Genomic DNA, 20,980 nt, shown 5'->3' on the forward strand with positions numbered 1-20,980 from the left:
CTTATCCCGCCTTGCGGAACACCACCGTGAGATTGTTGGCCGGCATCTCGACGATGCGGTCGAGCGCAAGACCATGCCGCGCCGCCTCGGCCACCACATCCTCCAGCCGCCGCAGGCCCCAGGCGGGATCGCGCGCCTTGAGGCTCGCATCGAAGGCGAGGTTGCTCGCCGCGGTCTCGGCCCCGTCGCGCACATAGGGTCCGTAGAGCACCAGCGGCCCACCGGCCGACAGCCGCCTTCCCGCGCCCGCCATCAGACCCAGCGTCGAGGTCCAGGGCGAGATGTGGATCATGTTGATGCACGCCACCGCATCCACCCGCCCCACGGGCCAGTCGGCCGCGCCGGCATCGAGCGCCAGCGGCGCGCGGACGTTGGCGAGCCTCTCCGCCTCCACATGGACCGCGACCGAGGCGCGGGCCTCCGGCGAGGGATCTGTCGGCTGGAAAACGAGATGCGGCAGATGCCGGGCGAAGTGAACCACGTGCTCGCCCGACCCGCTGGCGATCTCCAGCACCAGCCCCTCGGCCGGCAGCACCTGCCGCAGCACGTCGAGAATCGGTCCGCGATTGCGCAGGGCGGACGGCGCGGAGAGGCGGGAGCTGGGTGCGCCGGACACGGGGACGTCTCCTGGGAAAACGCCGCACCATAGACCGGCCGCGCGGCGGGGCGACCATCAATCGGCATAGTTGACATGGAAACCAACTGCATATAGTTTCCTATTCAATTAACTCAGGCACCCTGGCTCATGCCCGTCTCGGACCTTTCCGCCCACCTCGGCTATTGGCTGCGCTTCGTGTCGAACCACGTCTCCCTCGCCTTCGCCCGCAAGGTGGAGGGGCACGGGGTGACGGTGGCGGAATGGGTGCTGCTGCGCGTGCTCCATGGCGAGCCGCCCACCGCGCCGAGCCGCCTCGCGGACCGGCTCGGCCTCACCCGCGGCGCGGTCAGCAAGCTCGCGGACCGGCTGCTGGCGAAGGGCCTCATCGTTCGCGCCGCCAGCGAGAGCGACCGGCGCGCCCACACCCTCGCCCTCACCCCCGAAGGAGCCGCGCTGGTGCCCGTGCTCGCGGCGCTGGCGGACGAGAACGACGCCGAATTCTTCGCCGGCCTCACGCCGCAGGAGCGCGCGGTCATCGCCGGCGCGCTGCGGCGCATCGTCGAGACCCGCGGCCTTCGGGCCGTTCCCGTCGACTGACCATTCCCCCGGACACCGGAGACCACCCATGGACCCGCGCCAGGCCGACACCGCCGCCGCATGCCTCAAGGCCGCCGAGGCCAACGCGATGACCTTTCCCGAGATCGTCGGCGCCCTCATGGCGGTCGGCTTCGAGGGCTACGAGGTGGACCTGAGGCAGGCGCGCGCCACCTATTTCCTGCCCAGCGGCGAGGCCCTCGCCCTCGGCTGCCATGAAAGCCCGGTCCCTGTGGCGCCGGCGTTCGACGCCGCGGCGATCCAGGCCGCCATCCGCGAGGCGCAGACACTCTCGCCCGGCTACACCTATCTCGGCTTCTGCGACAAGGCGAAGGCCGCTGGCTGCGCCGGCTACATGGTCTCCTTCACCGGCCGCCGCGCGCTCTATTTCGGCCGCACGGCGCAGACGCACGTGGAGCTGTTTCCGGGGACGGCGTGAGGCTCCCGCCCCTCATTCATACTTCACATAGGCGAACCGCAAATCCCCCTGCGGCGTGCCTTCCAGCGCGCCGCCCTCCTCGAGGCCCGGCTGCCACATCACCACCTCCTCGATCTTCTTCGCCAAGGCGAAGTCGCGCTCGGTGATGCCCTTGGCATCGTGGGACATGAGGCGCACCTCCACCCAGGCATAGGAAGCCGTGAGGTCGGGATGGTGCCAGGCAGCCTCCGCCAGATGCCCCACGGCGTTGATGACCATCAGCGTGCCCTTCCAGCTGCTGGTCTTGTAGGTGCGGCGGAGCCAGCCGTCCTCGTAGCGCCAGCGGGGCAGCTCGGCGGCAAGGCGCGCGGTGATCTCCTCCGGCGCGAAGGTCTGCTTGCGGTCCACGGCCATGGCGTCCTCCTTCGATCCCGGAAACGCGCGCGACGCGCAGCCCGTTCCCGGGCTCAGGCGATGCCGGCCTGGCGCTTTGCCGCGGTGAGAGTATTGGCGAGCAGGCAGGCGATGGTCATGGGGCCCACCCCTCCCGGCACCGGCGTGATGAGGCCGGCGATGCCTTGCGCCTCCGCGAAGGCGACGTCGCCGACGAGGCGGGTCTTGCCGTCTTCGCGGGGCACGCGGTTGATGCCGACGTCGATCACCGTGGCGCCGGGCTTGATCCAGTCGCCCCTGATCATCTCCGGCCGGCCCACGGCGGCGATCAGGATGTCCGCGTGCCGGCACTCCCCCGGAAGGTCGCGGGTGCGCGAATGGGCGATGGTGACGGTGCAGTCCTCCTTCAGGAGCAGCTGCGCCACCGGCTTGCCGACGATGTTGGAGCGCCCCACGACCACCGCCTTCAGGCCGGAGAGGCTGCCCAGATGGTGCTTCAGCAGCATCACGCAGCCGAGCGGGGTGCAGGGCACCAGCGCGTCGAGGCCCACCGCGAGGCGGCCGGCATTGATGACGTGGAAGCCGTCCACGTCCTTCTCGGGGTCGATGGCGGCGAGCACCTTCATGGCGTCGATCTGCGCCGGCAGCGGCAGCTGCACCAGGATGCCGTTCACGGCCGGGTCCGCATTGAGGGCGCGGACCAGCGCCAGCAGGTCCTCCTCGCGCGTGTCGGCCGGCAGCTTGTGCTCGAAGGAGGCCATGCCAGCCTCCACGGTCTGCGCCGCCTTGTTGCGCACGTAGACCTCGCTCGCCGGATCGGACCCGACCAGGACGACGGCGAGGCCGGGCTTGAAGCCGGGATGGGCCGCGCCCAGCGCCGCCACCTCGGCGCCGATGCGCGCCCGCAGGCCGGCGGCAAAGGCCTTGCCATCGATGAGCCTTGTCTCGATGTGCGGAGTGTCCATGAGCTTGGTCCCAGTCACGCGCAACATCCCTCTGCCGGCCGCGCGCAGCGCGCGTCGCTGTGTCAGCCCGTCTTGTGCCAAGCGCCCAGGCAAACGCAACCGTCGATGCGCGGAGGCCAATCCGTCGGGGGCAAAAATCTCTTATAGAGATATAATTTTTCTTTCAAGGAAAGAATTCCGGCTCGTGATGCGCCGCCCGCTGGCGCTCGCTACGGCGCCCTCATTTGGCCAGATGCTCTCCCGCCCCGCGCAGCGCACGCTGGCTTTCGGCCTCCGCCTGGCGCTTCAGCAGCGCCGCCGCGGCGGCCAGCGGCAAGGGCGGCGAGAACAGGTAGCCCTGCGCCTGGTGGGCACCGAAGGCGCGCAGGAAGCGCAGCTGCTCGCGCGTCTCAACCCCCTCGGCGGTAAGCGTGATGCCCAGCGAGCGGCCGAGCCGCACCACGTATTCGACGATCGCGGCCGCGTCGCGCTGCACGCCGAGATTGAGGATGAAGGACTTGTCGATCTTGATCTTGGTGATGGGGAATCGCCGCACATGCACCAGCGAGGCGTGCCCGGTGCCGAAATCGTCGAGCGCCAGCCGCACCCCGAGCCCACGCAGGCGCGCGAGCGCGTCCTGGCCCTCCGAGCTCGCATCCAGGATGGCGCTCTCCGTGATCTCGATCTCCAGCCGCCGGGGGTCGAAATCGGTCTGGCGCAGGGTGGCGATGATGTTGTCCACCATGCCTGCATGGCGCATGTTCAGCGGCGACATGTTCACCGAGATGGTGACACCGGGCAGTTCCTTCGCCTGCTCGCAGGCCTGGCGCAGCACGTAGGCGTCCAGCCGGTTGATGAGCCGCGAGCCCTCCGCCACCGGGATGAACGCACCCGGCAGGATGCGCCCGCGGGTCGGGTGGTCCCAGCGCACCAGCGCCTCGAAGCCGACGATGCGCTCGCTCTCCACGTCCACCTGCGGCTGGAACACCAGCTTCAGTTCGCCCTTGTCGAGCGCCGCCACCAGCTCGGCCTCGGTGCGCCGGCGCTCCAGGCGCTCGCGCTCGAAGCGCGGCTCGAACAGACGGTAGGCGCCCCTGCCCTCCGCCTTCGCGCGGTAGAGCGCGACATCGGCGAGGCTGAGCAGCTCGTCGCTGGTGCGCGCGTCCTGCGGTGCCCGCGCAGCGCCCATGGAGGCGCTGATGGAGAGATCGGTCGCGCCCACATGGACGGGAATGTCGAGCACCCCGAACAGCGCGGCGACAAGGCTGCCGAGCTCGGCATCCTCCCGAAAGCGGGTGAACAGAACGAATTCGTCCCCGCCGAAGCGCGCGACCAGCCCCCGCTCGCCCACGCAGCCCCGCAGGCGGCGTGCCACGACGGCCAGCAATTCGTCGCCGCCGGCATGGCCGACGCTGTCGTTGATCTCCTTGAAGCCGTCGAGATCGATGAACAACAGGGCGATGGACGTGCCGTCCTCGCGCCGCGCGAGGGCGTCCTTCAGCTCGGCGATGAAATACCCGCGATTGGCGAGCCCGGTGAGGCCGTCGCGCTGGGCGAGCTCGCGCATGCGCGCCTCGCTGACGGCCAGCGCCGCGGCCGTGCGTCTGGCACGCACGGTCATGCCCAGAAAGACGAAACAGAGCACCACCGCCGCGCCGGCCATCACAGTCGCCAGCTCGTTCAGCGGGCCGTCATCCCGTTGCGGCGCGCTCCAGGCGAAGCCGGCGCGCGGCCCGTCCAGAAGATTGGCCATCGCGACCGCGTCCGGAGACCGGGCGGCCTCGTCCCGCACCAGATGCGGGGGCGGCAGGTCGAGCGACCCGAACACCTCGCTGAGGAAGGCCTGGTCCACCACATCCACCGTGACGACCATCAAAGGCTGGCGCAGGACGGAGCCAGCCGGCGTCGCGGCGAGCGGACGCGCCGCCAGCAGCCCCGCCTCGCCGTCCGAGACCGCGAGGCCCGCGCCCGGCGCGGCGCGCCAACGCTGCATCTGGCGGGAAAAGACCGGCGCAAGCCAATGCGGAGCCTCCCCCGCGCCGATGCGACCCAGCTCCGAGGCGTAGAGCACGCGGCCGTCCGCATCGAGCACATAGGTCATCTCGAAGCCGAACTGCTCCTGCAGCGTCTTGCCCAGCCGCTCATGAAGCGTTCCCTTGCGGTCCTCCGCGAGCGCCTGGACGATCTCCGCCTCCCGCCCCGCGACCATCCCGGCAAGCACCCGTCCCATATGCTCCTGGCGCTCGGCGACGGCGGCGAATACCGCGTGGCGGTCGCGCGCATGTACGCGCTCGGCATTACGTTGGGTTGCATGGAAGAGTGCCAGGACGACACCCCCCAGCAATACGAGGAGGGCGAACAGTCCCGTCAGCGCGAGGGCACGGGAATCAAAGCCGGATCGCCACGGTATGGCCGCCCCCAAAGCCGGAACTGGGCGCAAATCCGAAACACACTCGGACGACTCCGCCGGCCAACGGCAAAATTTGTCCGACATTCTGGCCAGTCACGCAAGCTTGAGCGGGGCTGGGAGTGGAAATATTTAGGTAAGTGAAAACCACCATGTTGCAAGGCCGAGAAAGGCAAAGAAGCCTACGGCGTCAGTAACCATGGTGACGAAAACCCCGGACGCCACCGCCGGATCGAGCTTCAGCCGGGAGATCGCCAGCGGTATCAAAATGCCAAAAAGCCCCGCCGCCAGCATGTTCAGCACCAGCGCCGTGGAAATCACCGCGCCGAGCTGGGCGCTGGAGAACCAGAAGGCGGCGATGGCGCCGAGCGCCGTCGCCAGCACGAGCCCGTTGATGAGGCCCACCAGCACCTCGCGCGAGATCACGCGGCGGGCATTGTGGCTGCCGAGGTCCTTGGTGGCGAGCGCGCGCACCGCCACCGTCATGGTCTGGTTGCCCGCATTGCCGCCCATGGAGGCGACAATGGGCATGAGCACGGCGAGCGCCACCATCTTCTCGATCGTGGTCTCGAACAGGCCGATGATGGAGGCGGAGATGAAGGCGGTGCCGAGATTGACCACCAGCCACGGCAGGCGGCTCTTGGAGATGTAGCCCACGGTGTCGGACAATTCCTCGTCGCTGCCGACGCCGGCGAGCGCGCGCAGGTCCTCGTCCGCCTCCTCCTGGATCACGTCCACCACGTCGTCGATGGTGACCACGCCCACGAGGCGGCCGGCATCGTCCACCACCGGGGCGGAGACGAGGTTGTAGTGCTCGAACATGCGGGCCACTTCCTCCTGGTCCTCGGAGGCCTTCACCACGTGGAGCTGCTCCTTCTTCACCGCCGTCATCAGCACCGGGCGCTTGGCGCGCAGCAGCCGGTCGAGCGCCACCGCGCCGATCAGCCGGTAGCCGGGATCGACCACGAACACCTCGTAGAAGGTCTCCGGCAGGTCGGCGGTCTCGCGCAGATAGTCGATCGTGCGGCCCACGGTCCAGAACGGCGGCACGGCGATGAACTCGGTCTGCATGCGCCGGCCGGCGCTCTCCTCGGGGTAGTCGAGGGAGCGCAGCAGCGCGACGCGCTCCGGCGCCGGCAGGTGCTCCAGGATCGCCGCCTTGTGGTCCTCGTCCAGGTCCTCGAGGATGTAGACCGCATCGTCGGAATCGAGCTCGGAGATGCCGCGCGCGGCGATGCGCGGGGAGATGGCGTGCAGGATCTGCACCCGGACCGTCTCGTCCAGCTCGGTGAGCGCGGTGAAATCGAAGGCGGGACCGAGCAGCTCGATCAGGCGGCGCCGCTCGTCGGCGTCGAGCGCCTCGAGCAGGTCGCCCATGTCCGCCTCGTGGAGCGCGCCGGTGAGCGCCTTGAGGCGGTCCACGTCCCGCGCCTCGACCGCCGCCTCGACGGCGCTCCGGAACGCCTCGGAGATGGCGCCCCCCTCCTCGCGCACGGCGATGGGCTCCCCGGCGCGCGGGTGCATGGTCTCTTGATCCTCGCGCATGGGACCTCCGGCGGAACGGGGTACGACTGGAAACCGAGGGTGGAGATGTGGCCGGCCGCCGCGGGCCGGCAGAGAATCGCCGGGGCGCCCGCGTGCCGGCAGGCACTTCCGAGCCATTGATCCCTTATGACTGGAATCGCAAGGCGAAACGGATTGAATTCCGCCCCTGGGAATGCCTCTTTCGGCGGACGTTGCCGCCGTGCGACACCCCGCCCCGGGCGGCCACGCCTCCTGTCCCCTCCCCGGCCACCTGCCGGCGTGAGACACTGGCGCCGACAATCGCGCGACGGCGTTTTCATGAGGCGGGGCATGACGGACGGACGGAATGCGCATGGATGCGGCCTTGCCGCCGCGAGTCTCCTGCTGCTCCTTGCGCTGGCGCCCGCCGCGGCTCTGGCCGACACCTGCCCCGGCCGGCCGGACGCGCTCGGGACCGGCCGGGTGCTGGAGGTCGACCCCAGGGGCCTTCAGGTCGGCACCAAGTCGTTCCCGCAGACCCTGCCGCTGAAGCCGCGCGAGGTGGTGCTCACCTTCGATGACGGACCATGGCCGGGTACCACCGCCGCCGTCCTCGACGCGCTAAAGGCGGAATGCGTGCACGCCACCTTCTTCCTCATCGGCCAGAACGCGAAGCTGCGGCCGGAGCTGGTGAAGCGCACCCTCGCCGAGGGCCACACGGTGGCGCACCATTCCATGACCCACCCGGCGGCGACCTTGGCCAAGATCCCGTTCGACGCGGCGGTGAAGGAGATCGAGCAGGGCATCGCGGCCGACGAGAAGGCAGCCTACGGCACGGCCGGCGCGGCGCCGCGGGTTCCATTCTTCCGATTTCCCGGCTTCGCCTCGACGCCGCAGGTGCTGGAGTATCTCGCGCGCAAGGGCATCGGCGTGTTCGGCGCGGATCTCTGGGCCAGCGACTGGAACGTCCAGACACCCCAGGCGCAGCTCGACCTGGTGCTGAACCGGCTCGACGCGGCGGGCGGCGGCATCGTGCTGTTCCACGACACCAAGCAGCAGACCGCCGCCATGCTTCCCGCCTTCCTGCGCGCGCTCGCGGCGCGCGGCTACAGCGTGGTGCACATGGTGCCGAAGGCGGGCACGAATGGCTGAGCGGGAAGCGCGTCACACGCGCCCCTGCGCCGTCACCCCGAAACCGTTGTCATCCAGGCACCACCGTCATGCTCCGGCTCGACCGGAGCATCCCTGCCAACACCCCGCGTCGCGCCCGGCCCCCCGATGGCCCCTGCGGCCAATCCGGAGGGCGATGGCGTGAGCAAAGGCAGCGGTGCGAGGAAGGGCGCAGGCGTGGGAGGCCGAAAGTGCGAGGGAGAGCGGCTTGCCTTGCGATGGGAGCGCCTTGCTTGCCCCCCCTCAAAAGCAAAAGGCGACCTTGCGGCCGCCCTCGATGCCCACGCGGTCCGGCCGCGCGTCCCGGCAGGCAAGGCCTGCCTCCATCTCTGGTGCGGACGAGAGGACTCGAACCTCCACGGGTCTCCCCACTAGCACCTCAAGCTAGCGCGTCTACCAATTCCGCCACGACCGCAGTCAGGGATGGCACCGGGACAGGACCCCTCAAGGGGCCGGCCGCCGCCGGGGGCCATCGTCTAACAGATCGATACCGGCGCCACAAGAGGCCATCGGCGCCGGTTCCGCGCGCTGCGAAGGCGGCTGTGGACGGGGCCCGCCGCCCTCCCCTTTACCGGCCGCCGGAATGGGATAAGCATGCGCGATGACCTCAAGCGCCAGCAGCCCAGAGGCGGGTGCGCCAGCCGTCCGCCCCGGAATTTCCGCCGTCCCCATCCCCCGCAGCGGGCTCGCCATGAGCTTCCGCCCGCGGGAAGCCACCGCGCCGCCGGTGGACTGGGCGGTGAGCGACCACCTCGTCCCCTACGAGGTGGCGGTGGCCGCCATGGAGGCGCGCGCCACCACCATCGCCGCCGGCACCGAGAATGAGTGCGTCTGGCTGCTGGAGCATCCCCCGCTCTACACCGCCGGCACCAGCGCGCGGCCGGAGGATCTGGTGGAGGCTCGCTTCCCGGTGTTCCAGACCGGGCGCGGGGGCCAGTTCACCTATCACGGGCCTGGCCAGCGCGTCGCCTACGTGATGCTGGACCTCAAGCGCCGGGACGAGGATGTGCGGCGCTATGTGAGCGCCCTGGAGTCCTGGATCATCGCCACGCTGTCGGCGTTCAACGTCACCGGCGAGCGGCGCGAGGACCGGGTCGGCGTGTGGGTGCCGCGCTTTTCCGGCGAGGACAAGATCGCCGCCATCGGCATCCGCGTGCGCCGCTGGGTGACGTTCCACGGCATCTCGCTGAACGTGGAGCCGGACCTTTCCCACTTCTCCGGCATCGTGCCCTGCGGCGTGCGCGAGCACGGCGTCACGAGCCTTGCCGACCTCGGCCTGCCGGTGAGCCTGGCGGAGGTGGATGCGGTGCTGAAGGTGGCGTTCGAGGAGGTGTTCGGCCCAACCGCGCCGGGCGCCGCGCCGGCGTGAGCGGCGACGGCCGCGCGGGTGCCTGAAAGCGAGCCGGCCGGATCGCATCGCGACCCGGCCGGGCAAGACGTTGAGCCGGGGGTGGACTTCCCGCCCCCCAAACCTCAGTTCTTCTTCACGAAGGGGCACGCGCTCTGGGCGAGCGGGCGGAAGGCATCCTTGCCGCTGATGGTGGCGAGCTGCTTGTAGTAGTCCCACGGCCGCTTGCTCTCCTTCGGCGACTTCACCTGGAAGAGGTAGAGGTCGTGAATGAGAAGGCCGTCCTCGCGCACATAGGCGTTGCGGGCGAACACGTCGTCGATGGGCATCTTCTTCAGCGTCGCCATCACCGGCTCGGCGGTGTCGGTGCCGGCCTTCTCGATCGCCTTCAGATAGTTGAGCACCACCGAGTAGTTGGCGGCATGGGTCATGGTGGGCATGCGGCCGGTGCGCTTGAAGAAGCGCTCGCCGAACGCGCGGGTGCGATCATCCATGTCCCAATAGAAGTCGGATTCCAGCACCAGGCCCTGCACCTTCTCGAGGCCGATGGAATGCACGTCCGAGATGAAGACCAGCAAGCCGGTGATGCGCTGCTTGCCGGACACGGTGAGGCCGAAGTCGGCGGCCGACTTCACCGCGTTCACCATGTCGCCGCCTGCATTGGCGAAGGCGACGATGTCGGCGCCCGAGGTCTGGCCGGCCAGCACGAAGGAGGAGAAGTCCGTGGTGCCGACCGGGTGGAACACCTTGCCCACCACCTTGCCACCCGACTCGTTGAGCACGTCGGTCAGATCCTTGGCGAAGGAGTGCCCGAGCGCGTAGTCCGCGGCGACGATGAACCAGGTCTTGCCGCCCTGGGAAAGGATGCCCTTGGCGGTGCTTCGCGCCATGGCGTAGGTGTCGCTGCGCCACTGCACCGAATAGGGCGTGCACTTGGCGCCGTTGAGCTCGGCGGTGGCACCGTTGCTGATGAGGGCGATGCGCTTGCGCTCGTTGGCGACGAAGGTCACCGCCAGCGAACTGGCGGAGCCGACCACGTCGGCGATGGCGTCGACCTTCTCGTTGTCGTACCAGCGCCGGGCGATGGAGGAGGCGATGTCCGGCTTGTTCTGGTGGTCGGCGTAGATGATCTCCACCGGCTTGCCGAGCACCTTGCCGCCGAAGTCCTCCACGGCCATCTTCGCCGCTTCCACGGAGCCGTTGCCGGAAACGTCGGAATAGAGACCCGACATGTCGCCGAGCACTCCGATCTTCACCACATCGTCGGAGATGCCCGCTGGCGCGGACTGCGCCCAGGCGGAGCCCGCGGCGACGCCGAGCAGCGCGCCGAGAAGGATGGCCGGCGTCTTCATCATTTCCTCCAGGTCTGTTTCTTGAGGCCTGTTCTCTGAAGCCTGTTTTCTGAAGCCCGTTCTTGGCGACACGCCACAGGCCGATCCGGAGGCCTTCTGCGAACCGTCCAGCCTGCGGCACGAGCGCGCCAGAACCGGCGCCCATCGACGCCTCAACCGTATTGACGTCATATTGTACGACAAACGAATTTTGCTGCTGGCCTCATGAACGATTTTGATGAGGCCAGGGCGGGCCGCCGCCTTCCGCAGCGTTCTAGAAATGCGGAGGGAAAGGGCGTCCCGAACCGGTTCCGGTCCACCCTTGCGCCAGGTATCGGCTTGGCACGCAAGGCCTCCCAAAGATGGCCGCCGGTGCGCGCATCCTTATCGCGTCACGCTACCACAAGCGCGCCGAGAGCGGCGGCAATCATGCCCGAAACGAGGCGCGCGATAGACGCTGAAGATCGCACAGACGTGCACGACCTCGTCGAAGCGGCGCCGATCCGCGATGGCGTGGCTCGCGTGGAGGCGATCAAATTCCGAGCTTGGCCTTCAGGATCTCATTGAGCGCCTGTGGGTTGGCCTTGCCGCCGGAGGCCTTCATGGCCTGGCCCACGAACCAGCCCAGCATGGTGGGCTTGGCCTGGACCTGCGCCACCTTGTCCGGGTTGGCGGCGATGATCTCGTCCACCACCTTCTCGATGGCGCCCGTGTCCGTGACCTGCTTCAGGCCGCGCGCCTCCACCAGGTCGCGCGGATCGCCCTCGTACTTCTCGCCGAGGATGATGACCATCACGTCCTTGGCGATCTTGCCGGAGATGGTGCCGTCGGAAATGAGGTCGACGATGCCGGCCACCTGCGCCGCCGACACCGGGGTCGCCGAGACCGGCACGCCGGCGGTGTTCGCGTAGGCAGCGATGTCGCCCATGATCCAGTTGGCCACCAGCTTGGCGTTGCGCTGGGCGCCGCCGGACTTCACGGCCGCCTCGAAATAGTCCGCGGTCTCCTTCTCCGCCACCAGCACGCTCGCGTCATAGGGAGAGAGGCCGTACTCGGCGATGAAGCGCGCCTTCTTCTCGTCCGGCAGCTCCGGCAGGTGCTGCTTCAGGTCCTCGACGAAGGCCTCCTTCAGCACCAGCGGCAGAAGGTCCGGATCGGGGAAATAGCGGTAGTCGTGCGCCTCTTCCTTCGAGCGCATGGAGCGCGTCTCGCCCTTGTTGGGGTCGAACAGGCGCGTCTCCTGGTCGATGGTGCCGCCGTCCTCGATGATCTCGATCTGGCGCCGCGCCTCCACCTCGATGGCCTGGCCGATGAAGCGGATGGAGTTCACGTTCTTGATCTCGCAGCGCGTGCCGTAGGGCGCGCCGGGGCGGCGCACGGAGACGTTCACGTCCGCCCGCAGGTTGCCCTTCTCCATGTCGCCGTCGCAGGTGCCGAGATAGCGCAGGATGGTGCGCAGCTTGGTGACGTAGGCCTTCGCCTCGTCCGAGGAGCGCAGGTCCGGCCGCGAGACGATCTCCATCAGCGCCACGCCGGAGCGGTTCAGGTCGACGAAGGAGAGGTTGGGCGAGAGATCGTGGATCGACTTGCCGGCATCCTGCTCCAGGTGCAGCCGCTCGATGCCGACCGTGATGCTCTCGCCGTCCGAAAGGTCCACCACCACGAACCCCTCGCCGACGATGGGGCTCTTGTACTGGCTGATCTGGTAGCCCTGCGGTAGGTCCGGATAGAAGTAGTTCTTCCGATCGAACACGGACGTCAGGTTGATCTCCGCCTTCAGCCCGAGCCCGGTGCGCACCGCCTGGGCGACGCACTCCTCGTTGATGACCGGCAGCATGCCCGGCATGGCCGCGTCCACCAGCGAGACGTGGTCGTTGGGCGGCCCGCCGAAGGCGGTGGAGGCGCCCGAGAACAGCTTGGCATTGGAGGAGACCTGGGCGTGCACCTCCATGCCGATCACCACCTCCCAGTCGCCGGTGGCGCCGGCAATGAGCTTCTTGGCCTCGGCGGGACGGGTGTGGAGCGTCATGGTCGTCCTATGGTCCTGGGCGGCGCGGCCGCCAGCGCGTTTCAAAGCGGCGCAGCCGCATTCGGAGGTGTCGTAAACCCGTCGGGCCGTCTCTGGCAACCGGAACGGCGCCCGGACAAGCCCCGGCGCGCCGCGCGCCACGCATGTCCGCCCGGCATCGGGGCGTCCGGGCGCCAATCCTCCTGGCCGCCCGGAAAGCTGGATGCCACGCCCGGCCGGCCCTTCCGACGCGCGGTGGCGGATGTGCGCTATCCGTGTTCCCCGGCGCGGTCGTAGGCCAGGATGGCGTTGAGCAGCACCTGGGCGCCGGCCGCGCATTCCTCGGCGGTGGTGCTCTCGGCCTCATTGTGGCTGAGGCCGCCCGCGCTCGGCACGAAGATCATGCTCGTGGGGGCGATGCGCGCGATGTAGGCCGCGTCGTGACCGGCGCCGGAAACCATGTCGCGCGTCGGCAGCCCGGCAGCGGCCGCGCCCGAGCGGACGGCGGCGATGCAGCCGGCGTCGAAATGAACCGCGGGCGAATCCCAGATCCTGGCGAGCCGAACCTCAAGGCCAGAGTCACCTGCGAGAGCCGCGGCCGCGGCCCGAAGCCGTGTCTCCATGGCCTCCAGAACGGCATCGTCCGGGTGGCGCAGGTCCACCGTGAGACGGACAGCGCCGGGAATCACGTTGGGCGAGTTCGGCGCCACCTCCAGAGACCCCACCGTGCCCACAGCCGCCGGCCGGTGCGCGAGCGAGATGGCATGCACCTCGGTCACGAGCCGCGCCGCGCCGAGCAGCGCGTCGGCGCGCAGGCCCATCGGCGTCGAGCCGCTGTGAGCCTCCCGGCCGGTGACCGCGACCTCGTACCAGCGCATGCCCTGGACTCCCGTGACCACGCCCACGGTCCGGCCCTCCGCCTCAAGGACCGGCCCCTGCTCGATGTGCAGCTCGAACAGGGCGCCGAGGCGAACCGAGCCAGCCGGCGCGGCGCCGCGATAGCCGATGGCCGCGATGGCGTCGCCAAAGCGCACCCCCTGCCGGTCCTCCCGCGCGTCGGCATAGGCGCGGTCGAACACCCCCGCATGGACGCCGGATCCCAGCATGGCCGGGGCAAAGCGCGCGCCCTCCTCGTTGGTCCAGTTCACCAGCATCAGCGGCGCGGCGGTGTCGAAGCCCGCCTCGTCGAGCGTGCGCAGCACTTCCAGGCCGGCGAGGACGCCGAGGATGCCGTCGAACTTGCCGCCGGTGGGCTGGGTGTCGAGGTGGCTGCCGAAGGCGATGGGCGCGAGGTCCGGCCGGCGGCCGGGCCTGAGCGCGAACATGTTGCCCACCTCGTCCACCGTCACCGTGCAGCCGAGCGCGGCGCAGGCGCCGCGCAGCCAGTCGCGCGCCTCGCGGTCGGCGTCGCTCAGGGCCAGACGGCAGATTCCGCCCTTGGCGGTCCCGCCCATCCGGGCGGTTGCCATCAGGCTGTCCCAGAGCCGCCGGGGATTGATGGCAAGGTTGGCTCCGTGGCCCTGTGCCGCCTCGCCCGTGGCATCATGCATCGGCCCCGCTCCCGGTCTCGCTCAGGCTTCGGCGGCGCATTCGCGCAGGCTCGCCTCGATGATGTCGAGCGCCTCGCCGAACACCGCGTCGGGAATGGTCAGCGGCGCGAGGAAGCGGATCACGTTGCCGTAGACGCCGCACGAGAGCAGGATCAGCCCCTTGGCGAGCGCGCGCTGGCGCACCGCGTTGGTGAAGTCGGGCGCCGGCGCTCCCCCACCCGGATGGGCGAACTCCACCGCATTCATGAAGCCCGGCCCGCGGATGTCGGCGATCTGGGGCACAGCGCCGGCCAGCGAATGCAGCCGCTGCTTGAGGCGCGCGCCGAGGGCCTCGGCACGGGCGCAAAGCCCCTCCTCCACGATCACGTCGAGCACCGCGTGGGCCGCGGCCACCGCCAGCGGATTGCCGCCATAGGTGCCGCCGAGGCCGCCGACGCCGGGGGCGTCCATCAGGTCCGCCCGCCCCGTCACCGCGGCGATGGGAAAGCCGCCGCCCAACCCCTTGGCCATGGTGGTGAGATCGGCCGCGACGCCGGTGCGCTCCATGGCGAACATGCGCCCGGTGCGAGCGAAGCCGGTCTGCACCTCGTCGGCGATCAGCACGATACCGTGGCGGTCGGCGATGGCGCGCAGCTCCTTCAGGAAGGCGGCGGGCGCCTCGTAGAAGCCCCCCTCCCCCTGGACCGGCTCGACGATGAAGGCGGCGACGCGCGCCGGGTCCACGTCGGCCTTGAACAGGCGGTCGAGCGCGGCGAGCGCCTCCGCCTCCGTCACGCCGTGCAGGGCCACCGGAAAGGGCAGGTGATAGACGTCCGGCATCATGGGCCCGAAGCCGGTCTTGTAGGGCGTGACCTTGCCGGTCATGGACATGCCCATGAAGGTGCGGCCGTGGAAGCCGCCGGAAAAGGCGATCACCGCCGCTCGGCCGGTGGCGGCGCGGGCGATCTTCACCGCGTTCTCGGTGGCCTCGGCGCCGGTGGTCACGAACACGGACTTCTTGGCGAAATCGCCCGGCACCGCCGCGTTGAGCCGCTCGGCCAGATGCACGTAGGTCTCGTAGGGCACCACCTGGTGGCAGGTGTGGGTGAAGCGGTCGAGCTGCTCGCGCACCGCGGCGATCACCTTGGGGTGGCGGTGGCCGGTATTGACCACGGCGATGCCGGCGGCGAAATCGATGTAGCGCCTGCCCTCCTCGTCCCAGATCTCGGCATTTTCGGCGCGGGCGGCATAGATCTCGGTGGTGACCCCGACCGCGCGCGAAACCGCCTGCCGCCTGCGCGCCTCAATCTCCGAATTCAGCATGACCGCCTCCCGATGCGCGCCGTGATGAGCGCCTCGCGCCTCTGTAAGTCCTATCACTTGCCGTTTCGCCGGCAATCGCCTGCGCGGTCGCGGGCCATCCCGGGCCTAGGGCGCCCCGCGCTCACGACCGGGCCTCCGCCTTCGCCGCGCCGACCAACCCCGCTTCACCCTGCGCGACCCCGATGAGCCGGCGGTGGGCGTCGAGGAACGAATGGGCGGCGATCGACAGCTGCCGGTCGATGCGGTGCATGGCGGCGAGCGTAAGGCCGATGGCAGGCGCGAACGGGCGTATGGTCAGGCCCAGCGGCTTCAGGTGGCGCGCGGTGACCTCGTCGACCACGCCGAAGCCGAGACCGAAGGACACCAAGGAGCACACCGTGGCGAAGCTCTCGGCCCGGATCGTGGTGCGCAGGCGCACGCCCGCCGCGGCGAAGGCCTCCTCCACCTGCGCCGCGAGCGGATTGTCGCGCGGCGGCGCCACGTGGGCCATCCCGCCCAGCAGGCCGGGATCGAGCACCGCGCGCTCCGCCAGCGGATGGGATTGCGGCAGCACGCAGACGCAGGATACCGCGCGCTCCTCGCTCACAAGGAGCGGATGGGAAGCCGGCGCATCGAGCATCCAGATATCGGTCGCCTCTTCGAGGAGCGAGGCGCTCACATCCGCGCTCCCGATCGGCACGATCTGGATCTCGATGCCTGGATGGGCACGGGCGAAGGAGGTGACGAGCTCCGGCAGGTAGCCGCTGCCGAGCCAGGAGCAGGCGGCGACGCGCAGCGCGCCGCGGCGCCGGTTGCGGATATCCACCGCGACGCGCTTCACCCGCTCGATCCCGAGCAAGGCGCTTTGCGCCTCGGCGTCGAAGGTCATGCCCTCCGGGGTCGGCACCAGCGCCGATCCCCGGCGATAGAACAGCTTGAAGCCGACCTCGCGCTCGAGAGCGGCGATCATGGCGCTTATGGCGGGCTGGGAGGTGCTCAGCGCCTCGGCTGCCCGCGTCATCGTCCCGGTGGCGATCACGGTCCGGAAAGCCTGCAGCTGGCGCAGGCTCAGCGCCGGCGAATGCTCCGCGGCCGCTCTCACGGCACGTGCGCCTCGGTGCGCAGATATTGCAGCATCAGGCGGAAGGCGCGCGTCTCAGGGGCGGTCTTGTTGTAGGCGAGGAGGTAGTCCGAACGGTAGGAGAACAGGTCCGGGCGAATCACCCGCATCTGCCCCCGCTCGATCCAGCGTCGGGCGTAGACCGAGGACAGGAAGCCGAGATAGCCGCCCGAAAGGATGAGATAGGCGAGCCCTTCGATGCTCGGCGAGCTGGCGGTGAAGCGGAAGCGCCGATGCAGCGGCTGCATCTGCTCCAGCGTGACATAGCCGCGCTGGGCATGCTCGGCAGCCGCGACGTGCGCCGGCGTGATGTCGGCATCGTCGATCTCGAACAGCGGATGGTCGCGGCCGCAGCACAGCTCCATCTGGGCCGAGAACATGGGCTCGTAGAGGAAGCGGGTGAGCCGGCGGGGGAAGAACGAGATGGCCATGTGCAGCTGGCCGTCCAGGATCATCTGCTCCAGGTTGTTGGGCGGGGCCACCGTCACGTTCACCTTCACGTCCCGCGCCGAGCGCTTGAAGGCGGCGATGGCGGCGTCGAGACGGAAGGTCGGGTGCTCGACCATGTTGTCGATCACCCCCACATTGATCTCGCCCAGGAGCAGGCCGTTGATGCCGGCGATGCGCGCCCGGTACTCCTCGATATGGGCGAACAGGCTCTTGGCAGCCTCGAACACCTCCGCGCCCTCTGGCGTCAGCTGGAAGCCCGAGCGCCCGCGCTTGCAGAGCTTGGCGCCGACGCGGATCTCCAGGTTCGAGATGTGGATCGAGATGGTGGACGGGCTGACGTTGAGCGCGTTCTGCGCCAGCGCGAATCCGCCGCAGCGCACCACCGTGACGAACACCGCCAGCAGCTTCAGGTCGACGTCCGACAGCGGCGGCACCAAAGCGGCGTCGCCGACAGGACGCGGGTCCTCAGCCGCTCGGGCGTGGTCGAACGGGATTTCGCCGGACATCAGAGCCGCTCCGGATCTGGCTGAGGCTTCAGGAAAGCGGGACGCGGCCAGCGCACATGCTCCGCCAGCCGGGTGATGCCCTGCGGGAAGAACCGGGTCGCGAGCACGATCAAGGCGCCGTAGAGCAGCAGGCGGTAGTTGCCCACGTCGCGCAGCGCCTCGGCACCGCCGACAAGGACCAGCGCGCCTACCACCGGCCCGAGGTGGGTGCCGATTCCGCCCACGAGCACCATGGCGATCACCATAATCATCACCTCCAGGCCGGCCACGGAGTGGGGCGTCAGCACGCGGACATAGTGCGCATAGACAGCCCCGCTGAGGCCGACGATGAAGCCGCTCGCGGCGAACGCCAGGAACTTGTAGCGGGCGAGGTTGATGCCGAGGCTCTCGGCCGCTTCCTGGGAGTTGCGGAGCGCCACGAAGGCGAGCCCGACGCGCGAGCGCATCAGCGCCCAGACGCTCGCCAGCGCGGCCAGCATCAGCACCGAGGCAAGGTAGAAGAAGGCCGGCCGTCCCGAGCCGCCGAAGCTCACCCGCCCCAGCACGGGCAGAACGAGGGGATCGAAGGCGGGGATGCCGACGAGACCAAGCTCGCCGCGCGTCACCTCCTTGAGGTTCGCGATCAGGATGCGGATGATCTCGGCGAAGGCCAGCGTGACGATGGCGAGATGGGCCACCGAGCGGATGCGCAGCGCCGGCAGCGCCACCAGGAAGCCCACCAGCGTGCCGAGGCCGGCGCCGAGCCAGGCCGTGACCCACGGGCTCCAGCCGAAATTCTTCGCCAGCAGCGCCGAGGCATAGGCGGCGATGGCGAACAGGGCATGGTGGCCGAAGGTCTTCAGGCCGGCAAAGCCGGTGACGAGGTTCCAGCCGATGGCAAAGGTGGCGAAGATCGCCGTCAGGATGAGGACGTGCAGCACGTAGGGCTGCTGCACCAGGAGCGGGATCGAGAGCCAGGCCGCGGCTGCGAGGCCGGCGGCGGCGAGCGTGCGGCCCTTGCGCGGAGCGAACATTCCGTTCATCGGACCGAGCGCTCCATTCCATAGAGGCCCCAGGGCCGGACCCAGATGACGGCGATGAGCACCGCGAAGGCGATCGCCTCGCGCCATTCCGAGGCGGTGAGCGCCACGCCCACCGCCTCGACGATGCCGAGCAGAAGGCCCGCGACCACGGCGCCGCGGAAGCTGCCGAGGCCGCCCATCACCACCACCGCGAACGCCTTCAGCGCCAGCGGCACGCCCATCCATGGGCTCACCGCATAGATCGGCGCGAGGATCATGCCCGCGAGCGCGGCGAGCGCGGAGCCGAACGCGAAGGCGAGGATGCTGGTGCGGTCCGCCGGCACGCCGAGCACGCGCGCGGCCTCCCGGTCCTGGGCGGTCGCCCGCACGGCGCGCCCGAAGCGGGTGAAGGAGAGGATGGCGGCGCTGCCGGCGATGAGCACGGCGGCGGCCGCGACGATGAGCAGGCGCTGGTAAGGGATGTGGAGGCCCGCCACCTCCAGCGTGCCATCCACCATGTAGGGCACCGACTGGAAGCGTTCGCCCCAGATGGCGAGCGCCGCGTTCTGCAGGGCGATGGAGATGCCGAGCGTGGCGGCGATGGTGCTGAAGTCCCAGCCCGGACGCGCGAGGAGCGGCTGCACCACGCCGGCGGCGGTCGCCGCCGCGAACGCGAACACGAGGCCGGCGGCGAGCACGAGGGCCAGCGGCCACGGCACCCCTGCCCCCGAGGTCAGCAGCAGGAAGGCATAGCCGCCCAGCATGTAGAACTCGCCATAGGCGAAGTTCAGCACCCGCATGGTGCCGTAGATGAGCGTGAGGCCGGCACCCATGAGCGCATAGATGGCCCCGAGGATCACGCCGTTGACGATCTGCTCGATCAGCTGGCCGCTCATGGGGCGGTTCCCTGCTCGCCGAGATAGACCCGGCGGATGTCGGGATGCTCGAGCATCTTCAGTCCCGTCCCGTCCACCACGTTGCGGCCGCTCTCGATGACGTAGCCTCGGTCGGCGATGGAGAAGGAGGTGCGCACGTTCTGCTCGTTGAAAAGCACCGCGATCCCCTCGGCATTGACGGCGCGGATGAGGTCGACCACCTGGGCCACCATCTTCGGAGCAAGGCCGAGGAACGGCTCGTCCAGGATCAGAAGGCGCGGCCGCGACATCAGCCCGCGGGCGATGGCGACCATCTGCTGCTCGCCACCGCTGAGGCTCTCGGCGATCTGGCTGCCGCGCTCCCGCAGCACGGGAAAAAGACCCTGGAGCCAGCGCAGGGCCTCATCCGCCCCTTTTGCCGCCTGCGGATGGAAGGCGCCCATCAGCACGTTCTCGCGCACCGTCATGGTGGGAAACAGGCGCCGGCGCTCCAGCACCAGCGCGATGCCCCGCGCCACGTGCTTCTCCACCGGCAGGCGCGTGATGTCCTCGCCTTGGAACAAGATCGCCCCGGCGAAGGGCGGCGCAAGCCCCATCACCGCCTTGAAGATGGTGCTCTTGCCGGAGCCGTTGGGCCCCATCACCGCGACGACCTCCCCCTCGCCCACCGACAGGTCGATGTCCCAGAGCACCTGTGCCGCGCCGTAGCGCACGCAGACCCTGCGCATCTCAAGCATGGGCGCCCCCTGAGCCGAGATAGAGGTCCACCACCGCCGGCATGGCCATGACGGCGCCCGGCGCGCCCTCCGCCAGTTGCCGCCCGCGGTCGAGGAACATCACGCGGTCGCACAGCGCGCTGATGATGCGCATGTTGTGCTCGATCAGCACCACGGTGACGCCCGAGGCCCGCACCCGCGCCACCAGCTCGATCAGCCCGGGAACGCTCGGCTGGTCGAGGCCGCCGGAGACCTCGTCCATCAGCAGCAAGGCGGGCCGGGTGGCAAGCGCGCGGGCGAGCTCGAGGCGCTTGCGCTGGCCGGTGGAAAGCCCCTTGGCGAGGGCATGGCGCTTGTGGCCCAGGCCGACCCACTCCACCAGCTCCGCCACCTGCGCCCGCATCTCCCCGAGCGAGGCGCAGCGCGGCTGCGCGCCGACCATTACGTTCTCCTCGACGGTCAAGTCCTCGAACGGCCGGGTGATCTGGAAGGTGCGGGCCATGCCGCGACGCGCCAGCTGGTCGGGCCGCAGCGCCGTGACCGGCTCGCCCCGAAACCGCACCTCCCCGGCGGTTGGGCGCACGGCGCCGGCGATCGCGGCGAGCAGCGTGGTCTTGCCGGCGCCATTGGGGCCGAGCAGACCGAAGATCTCGCCCGGACGCACCGCGAGGCTCACCGCGTCCACGGCGGCCACGCCGCCGTAATGGACGCTCAGGCTCCGCGTTTCGAGGATCGCCCCCGGCCGATCGCCCACGTGAATCTCCTTC

19 protein-coding genes and 1 tRNA gene are annotated in these 20,980 nt (G+C 69.7%); 4 read left to right on the forward strand and 16 right to left on the reverse strand.

Translation table 11 applies throughout. The features are described 5' to 3' along the window. Position 1 precedes the first annotated feature (1 nt). Positions 2-616, reverse strand: a complete 615-nt coding sequence (locus V5F67_RS14680; protein WP_394017062.1) for a DUF938 domain-containing protein — start codon at positions 614-616, stop codon at positions 2-4. A 129-nt stretch (positions 617-745) separates the two neighbouring features. Between V5F67_RS14680 and V5F67_RS14685 the strand changes: the two genes are divergently transcribed. Both V5F67_RS14685 and V5F67_RS14690 read left to right on the forward strand, forming a co-directional pair. Next, on the forward strand, positions 746-1,195 hold the full coding sequence (locus V5F67_RS14685) for a MarR family winged helix-turn-helix transcriptional regulator (protein ID WP_394017061.1): 450 nt from the start codon (positions 746-748) through the stop codon (positions 1,193-1,195). 28 nt (positions 1,196-1,223) lie between these two features. Then, the gene (locus tag V5F67_RS14690) at positions 1,224-1,631 is read left to right on the forward strand and encodes a DUF1398 family protein (protein WP_394017060.1); all 408 of its coding nucleotides are present in this window, start codon (positions 1,224-1,226) and stop codon (positions 1,629-1,631) included. 12 nt (positions 1,632-1,643) lie between these two features. On the opposite strand, the gene V5F67_RS14695 is transcribed toward V5F67_RS14690, so the two are convergent. The 4 genes from V5F67_RS14695 to mgtE all read right to left on the reverse strand — a co-directional run bounded on the left by V5F67_RS14695 (position 1,644) and on the right by mgtE (position 6,899). After that, a complete protein-coding gene (locus tag V5F67_RS14695) occupies positions 1,644-2,024 on the reverse strand; it encodes a 4a-hydroxytetrahydrobiopterin dehydratase (RefSeq protein WP_394017059.1) in 381 nt (126 codons plus the stop codon). 53 nt (positions 2,025-2,077) lie between these two features. After that, positions 2,078-2,968: a bifunctional methylenetetrahydrofolate dehydrogenase/methenyltetrahydrofolate cyclohydrolase FolD gene (gene folD, locus V5F67_RS14700; protein WP_394017801.1), complete on the reverse strand. Its 891-nt coding sequence runs from the start codon at positions 2,966-2,968 to the stop codon at positions 2,078-2,080. 220 nt (positions 2,969-3,188) lie between these two features. Next, positions 3,189-5,177, reverse strand: coding sequence for a putative bifunctional diguanylate cyclase/phosphodiesterase (locus V5F67_RS14705; RefSeq protein ID WP_394017058.1), 1,989 nt, complete (start codon positions 5,175-5,177; stop codon positions 3,189-3,191). Between the two features lie 309 nt (positions 5,178-5,486). Further along, positions 5,487-6,899, reverse strand: coding sequence for a magnesium transporter (gene mgtE / locus V5F67_RS14710; protein WP_394017057.1), 1,413 nt, complete (start codon positions 6,897-6,899; stop codon positions 5,487-5,489). Between the two features lie 309 nt (positions 6,900-7,208). On the opposite strand from mgtE, the gene V5F67_RS14715 reads away from it, so the two are divergent. Continuing rightward, complete coding sequence (locus V5F67_RS14715; protein ID WP_394017056.1) at positions 7,209-8,009, forward strand: polysaccharide deacetylase family protein; 801 nt, start codon at positions 7,209-7,211, stop codon at positions 8,007-8,009. A gap of 348 nt (positions 8,010-8,357) precedes the next feature. Here V5F67_RS14715 and V5F67_RS14720 read toward each other — a convergent pair. Continuing rightward, positions 8,358-8,442, reverse strand: a tRNA-Leu gene (locus V5F67_RS14720). Positions 8,443-8,718: 276 nt separating this feature from the next. Between V5F67_RS14720 and lipB the strand changes: the two genes are divergently transcribed. Beyond that, a complete protein-coding gene (gene lipB, locus V5F67_RS14725) occupies positions 8,719-9,396 on the forward strand; it encodes a lipoyl(octanoyl) transferase LipB (RefSeq protein ID WP_394017055.1) in 678 nt (225 codons plus the stop codon). A gap of 104 nt (positions 9,397-9,500) precedes the next feature. Here lipB and V5F67_RS14730 read toward each other — a convergent pair whose 3' ends face one another. From V5F67_RS14730 to V5F67_RS14775, 10 genes are all read right to left on the reverse strand, one after another. Further along, a complete protein-coding gene (locus V5F67_RS14730) occupies positions 9,501-10,727 on the reverse strand; it encodes an ABC transporter substrate-binding protein (protein ID WP_394017800.1) in 1,227 nt (408 codons plus the stop codon). A gap of 511 nt (positions 10,728-11,238) precedes the next feature. Next, positions 11,239-12,735 carry an Asp-tRNA(Asn)/Glu-tRNA(Gln) amidotransferase subunit GatB gene (gene gatB / locus V5F67_RS14735; RefSeq protein WP_394017054.1) on the reverse strand — a complete coding sequence of 499 codons (1,497 nt, stop codon included), beginning with the start codon at positions 12,733-12,735 and terminating at the stop codon, positions 11,239-11,241. 248 nt (positions 12,736-12,983) lie between these two features. Next, positions 12,984-14,264: a Zn-dependent hydrolase gene (locus tag V5F67_RS14740; protein ID WP_394017053.1), complete on the reverse strand. Its 1,281-nt coding sequence runs from the start codon at positions 14,262-14,264 to the stop codon at positions 12,984-12,986. 21 nt (positions 14,265-14,285) lie between these two features. Further along, complete coding sequence (locus tag V5F67_RS14745; RefSeq protein ID WP_394017052.1) at positions 14,286-15,566, reverse strand: 4-aminobutyrate--2-oxoglutarate transaminase; 1,281 nt, start codon at positions 15,564-15,566, stop codon at positions 14,286-14,288. Positions 15,567-15,687: 121 nt separating this feature from the next. Then, entirely contained in the window at positions 15,688-16,647 is a 960-nt protein-coding gene (locus V5F67_RS14750; protein WP_394017051.1) for a LysR substrate-binding domain-containing protein, read from the reverse strand. Beyond that, positions 16,644-17,621, reverse strand: coding sequence for a LysR family transcriptional regulator (locus tag V5F67_RS14755; RefSeq protein WP_394017050.1), 978 nt, complete (start codon positions 17,619-17,621; stop codon positions 16,644-16,646). Before V5F67_RS14755 ends, V5F67_RS14750 begins: the two co-directional genes overlap by 4 nt. Beyond that, positions 17,621-18,634, reverse strand: coding sequence for a branched-chain amino acid ABC transporter permease (locus tag V5F67_RS14760; RefSeq protein WP_394017049.1), 1,014 nt, complete (start codon positions 18,632-18,634; stop codon positions 17,621-17,623). Before V5F67_RS14760 ends, V5F67_RS14755 begins: the two co-directional genes overlap by 1 nt. Before the next feature lie 5 nt (positions 18,635-18,639). Further along, entirely contained in the window at positions 18,640-19,518 is an 879-nt protein-coding gene (locus V5F67_RS14765) for a branched-chain amino acid ABC transporter permease (RefSeq protein ID WP_394017048.1), read from the reverse strand. Next, positions 19,515-20,234: an ABC transporter ATP-binding protein gene (locus V5F67_RS14770; RefSeq protein WP_394017047.1), complete on the reverse strand. Its 720-nt coding sequence runs from the start codon at positions 20,232-20,234 to the stop codon at positions 19,515-19,517. The genes V5F67_RS14765 and V5F67_RS14770 overlap by 4 nt, the downstream gene beginning before the upstream one ends. Next, positions 20,227-20,967, reverse strand: coding sequence for an ABC transporter ATP-binding protein (locus V5F67_RS14775; protein WP_394017046.1), 741 nt, complete (start codon positions 20,965-20,967; stop codon positions 20,227-20,229). The genes V5F67_RS14770 and V5F67_RS14775 overlap by 8 nt, the downstream gene beginning before the upstream one ends. Between the last annotated feature and the right edge of the window lie 13 nt (positions 20,968-20,980).

Origin of the sequence: Xanthobacter pseudotagetidis, from assembly GCF_043194795.2 — a bacterium.
GTDB lineage: Bacteria > Pseudomonadota > Alphaproteobacteria > Rhizobiales > Xanthobacteraceae > Xanthobacter > Xanthobacter tagetidis_A.